We start from the raw sequence: 3,446 nt of genomic DNA, 5'->3' as shown, positions 1-3,446 counted from the left end.
GAGCCGCACGGCGTGCGCGAACGGCATCCGGCGCCGGCGCCCCGGTTGGTCGCCGACCTTCGCGTCGGCTTTCGCCGATTCCTTCTCGAGTCCGTCTCCGGGCCTCGCGCCGGCCTCCGCGCCGGCTCTGCTGCCGTCGCCGGTCTCCGCGTCGGTCTTGCCCGCGCTGGCCTTGCTCGTGTCGCCGGCCTTCTCCGCGCCGGCTTTCTCCGCGTCGGCCTTGCTCGCGTCGACATTCTCCCGGCCGGCTTCCGTCGCGTCGGTTGTCCCGGCGTCCGCCTTCGCCGTGCCGTGCGTCCCCGGCCCGGCCTGCGCCGCCCTACCGTCGGTCGGCTCCACGGTGGTCGGTGCGCTGCCGGCAGCGGTCGCGGGTGACGGTTCGGCCGGCGACGGGTCGAGGAAGGGGCGGCGGGGACGGGGGACCGGGGTCGGGTCCGGTGCGGCGCCGGAGCTGCCGAGCGGCCCGTCGGGCGGCGTCGCCGGTCGCAGGGGCCGCACCGTCAATGGTTCCTCGCCGCTCGCCACCCGTCGAGTATCACCCATCCGGGTGCGACCGTCAGGCCCGGCCGTACGCTGGGAGCATGCCCCGGTACGAGTTCCGCTGCCGCGCCTGCGGCGACACCTTCGAGGTCAACCGCCCGATGGCCCGGGCCGGTGATCCGGCGTCCTGCCCACAGGGACACGCCGACACGGTCAAGCTGCTCTCCACCGTCGCGGTGACCGGCCGGGGCGGTGGTGGACCGGTGGGCGGCGCTCCGCCCGCGCCGGCCGGTGGCTGCTGCGGCGGTGGCGGCTGCTGCTGAGCGGCCACGACCGGCCCGTTCGGCGGCGCAGACCTTGCCGCTGACCGGCGGCAATGGCACCTTGGGGCGGACGCCGCCCGGCCGTTCTCACGATGCGTGACGGCCCGACCATAGGGCAGCATGAAGCCGACGTCAGGGGCGGAGGTTCCACGCATGTCGCCACGGATCCACCTCCCGAGCGGGTGGGTGACCTTCGTGTTCACCGACATCGAGGGTTCGACCCGGCTGGCCCAGCTGCTCGGGTCGGGCTACCGCCCCGTGCTGTGGGAGCATCGCCGGCTGCTCCGGGACACCCTCGCCGGCACCGACGGCGCGGAGCTGCTGACCGAGGGCGACTCGTTCTTCCTCGCCTTTCCCGACGCGGCGGCGGCGCTGACCGCCTGCCTGACCGCCCAACGCGCGCTGTCCACCCACGACTGGCCCACCCCGGAGGCCACCCCCAAGGTGCGGATGGGGCTGCACACCGGCTACGCGGAGCCCCGCGACGGCGAGTACGCCAGCCCTGAGGTGCACCGGGCCGCCCGGGTGGCCGCCGCCGCCCACGGCGGGCAGGTGCTCTGCTCGGCGGCGACCGCCCGGCACGCCGAACCGCTGCCGTCCGGCGCGTCCCTGCTCGACCTCGGCCTGCACCGGCTGCGCGGCTTCGACGACCGGGAGCGGCTCTTTCAGCTCGTCGCGCCCGGCCTGGAGCGGCAGTTCCCCCGGCCGCGCACCGCCGACGCGGTGCCGCACAACCTGCCCACCCAGGTCACCTCCTTCATCGGCCGGGAGACCGAGCGCGCGGAGCTCGACCTGCTGGTACGCCGGCATCGGCTGGTCACCGTGCTCGGGGCCGGCGGCGCCGGCAAGACCCGGATGGCCGTCGAGCTGGCCGGCGGGATGGTCGAGGCGTACCCGGACGGTGTGTGGTTCGTCGACATCGCCACCGTCACCGACCCGGGGCTGGTGGCGTTCGCGGTCGCCGCGGTGCTCGGGCTGCGCCCCGAGCCGGGCCGCCCGATGCTGGACACCCTGGTCGAGTATGCCGCCGCCCGGCAGATGCTGGTGGTGCTGGACACCTGCGACGCCCAGCCGGCGGCCTGCGCCGAGGTGATCTCCCGGCTGCTCGCCGGCGGGAGCGGGGTGCGGGTGCTGGCCACCAGCCGGGAGTCCTTCGGCCTGCCCGGCGAGGTGGTCTGGCGCATCCCGCCGCTCTCGGTGGACCCGCAGCCGGGGCGTACCGAGAGCGACGCGGTGGCGCTGCTGCTGGACCGGACGGCGGCGGCGCGGGGCGGCCGGCCGCCGGACTGGGCGGAGGCCGGTGACCTGCGTCGGGTGGTGCGGCGGCTGGACGGCCTGCCGTTGGCGATCGAGCTGGCCGCCGCCCGGCTCCGGGTGCTCTCCGCCGGGCAGCTCGCCGCCCGCCTCGACGACGTGCTCGGCACCCTCGACGCCGGGCGGGTGGTGCCGGAGCCGCCGGCGGACCGGGGCTGGACGGGCAACCAGCAGGACACCGTGGACCTGGTCGCCGCGGCGGCCGGGGCGGTGCCCCCGTCGGCCGCGCATCGGGCGGTGCAGCGTTCCGCCACCGAGCGGCACCTCACCATGCAGGCGACGGTCACCTGGTCGTACCGGACGTTGGGGCCGCGCGCGTCGCGGCTGCTGCGCTGGCTGGCGGTCTTCGCCGGCCCGGTGGAGCTGTCCACCGTGGAGTGGCTGCTCGACGACGACCCGCTCGACCCGCTGTCGGTGCTGGTGGACAAGTCGATGCTGCTGGCCGAGCCGCACGCGTCGGGCAGCACCTACCGGATGCTCGACCCGATCCGGGCGTACGCGGCCCGCCGGCTGGTGGAGGCCGGCGAGGAGCAGGCCGCGCGGGACCGGCACGTCGCCTGGTCGGCGCACGCGCTGGAGCGCGCCCACCTGGGCCCGGACGGCCAGCCGGTGACCCTCTCGCTGTACGCGCTCGACCCGCTGGCCAGTGAGCTGCGGGCCGCCCTGCGCTGGTGCGCCACCGGGGGCAGCGCCCGGGCCGGGTTGCGACTGGCCGGCGGGCTGGACCAGTGGTGGCGGGAGCGGGGGCTGTCCCGGGAGGCGCGGCTCTGGCTGTTCCGGCTCTACGGGCGGATCGCCGAGACCGGCGAGGTGATCCCGGAGGCGGAGCTGGCGGCGGCGTACCACCTGCACTCGCTGCACGCCGGTGCGGACGGCGAGTTCGCCGAGGAGCTGCGCTACTCGCAGCGGGCGGAGGCGGCGGCCCGGCAGGCCGGTGACGCCGGGCTGCTCGCCCGGGTGCTGGCCGGGCGGGCCGCACCGCTGATCGACATGGGGCAGTTCGCCGAGGCGGAGCGGGTCTGCCGCGAGGTGATCGACTGGGCACACGAGCAGCAGGTGACCGGCGACGCGCTCTTCGCCGTCTACAACCTGGCCGAGCTGCTGTGGCGGCGGGGCGCGCTGAACGAGGCCGCGGAGCTGCTCGGCGCGGCCGCCCGGTGGAGGCGGCGCGGCCGGTCGAGCGGGGGCCGGCGGTCGGTGGACATGCTGCTCGGCATGGTCGCCCTGGCCCGGGGTGACCTGGTCGCCGCGCACGAGCACCTGCTGGTGGCGCTCCGGTCCCGGATGAGCCACGGCTACCACGGCCGGGCCTGCGACACGGTCAACGCG

Annotated in this window: 1 protein-coding gene and 2 pseudogenes; 2 read left to right on the top strand and 1 reads right to left on the bottom strand. The window is 76.6% G+C overall.

All coding sequences use genetic code 11. The annotated features are described in order from the left end of the window. Window positions 1-339: pseudogene (locus JNW89_RS31570) on the bottom strand (hypothetical protein); the annotation flags it as partial. A gap of 242 nt (window positions 340-581) precedes the next feature. Between JNW89_RS31570 and JNW89_RS31565 the strand changes: the two are divergent. After that, window positions 582-803 carry a zinc ribbon domain-containing protein gene (locus tag JNW89_RS31565; protein WP_154941724.1) on the top strand — a complete coding sequence of 74 codons (222 nt, stop codon included), beginning with the start codon at window positions 582-584 and terminating at the stop codon, window positions 801-803. A gap of 153 nt (window positions 804-956) precedes the next feature. Then, window positions 957-3,446, top strand: a pseudogene (locus tag JNW89_RS31560) (adenylate/guanylate cyclase domain-containing protein); the annotation flags it as partial.

It is taken from the genome of Micromonospora sp. 4G55, assembly GCF_016803375.1.
Note: the sequence above shows the minus strand (reverse complement) of the source record. Positions and strands in the feature narration are given on the sequence as shown.

What these genes read in the sequence shown, in the direction of transcription:
- JNW89_RS31565 (WP_154941724.1), top strand. Translation starts at nt 582, where the DNA reads ATGCCCCGGTACGAGTTCCGCTGCCGCGCCTGCGGCGACACCTTCGAG.